Origin of the sequence: Methylobacterium oryzihabitans, from assembly GCF_004004555.2 — a bacterium.
GTDB classification, from domain to species: Bacteria; Pseudomonadota; Alphaproteobacteria; order Rhizobiales; family Beijerinckiaceae; genus Methylobacterium; species Methylobacterium oryzihabitans.
In genome coordinates this window covers 1-702 of the sequence record NZ_SACP01000086.1, presented here as the reverse complement: position 1 = coordinate 702, position 702 = coordinate 1, and the positions used below count along the sequence as shown (strand labels likewise).

General features: G+C 80.5%; 1 protein-coding gene. It reads right to left on the bottom strand.

The window, feature by feature from the left end:
- On the bottom strand, positions 1-702 hold a 702-nt coding region (locus tag EOE48_RS29510; protein WP_187371588.1), incomplete at both ends, for a hypothetical protein.

Sequence of the window (702 nt, the reverse complement as noted above, 5' to 3'; positions counted from 1 at the left end):
GGTGGCGAGGCGGAACGCCTCGACGCTCTCGGCCGTGCGGGCGCCCACCGCCTCCTGCGCCTCGCCGGAAGCGGCGCGCAGCACCGCCGCGACCTCCGCCGTGCGCGCGCCGAGTTCGCTCGTCGCCGTCTCGGCGACCTGCCGCAGTTGCGCGGCAGCCTCGCCGGCGCGGCTCTCCAGTTCGCTGCCCGACGCCTCGACGGTGCGGCGGAAGACGTGCGCCACCTCGACGGTGCGCGCGCTCATCGCGCCGGTCGCCTCCTCGCTCGCACGGCGCAACACCGCCGCCGCCTCGGCGACCCGGGCCGCGATCTCGCCGCCGACGCCGCCGGCCGATGCCGCCACCGCCGCCGCCGCGTCCTCGGCGCGCGCCGCCAGGACCCCGATCGCCTCCCGGACGGCCGCGTCCGCCGCGCCGGTGCGCTCGCCGATCGTCCCGGCGGTCTCCTCCAGCGTGCGCTGGAACAGGGCGGTCGCCTCCGCGGCCCGCGCCGCGAGCCCGGCCTCGACGCCCTCGCCGGAGCGGGCGATCGTCGCCGCCGCCTCCTCGGCCCGGGCCGCCAGCCGCTCCATCGCCGCGCGCAGGGCCGCGTCGGTCTCCTCGGTCCGGGCGCCGATCGTGCCGGCCGCCTCCGCCGCGACCTGCCCGAACCGCTCCACCACCTCGCCGCTGCGACGGTCCAGCGCGCCGGTCACGGTCTC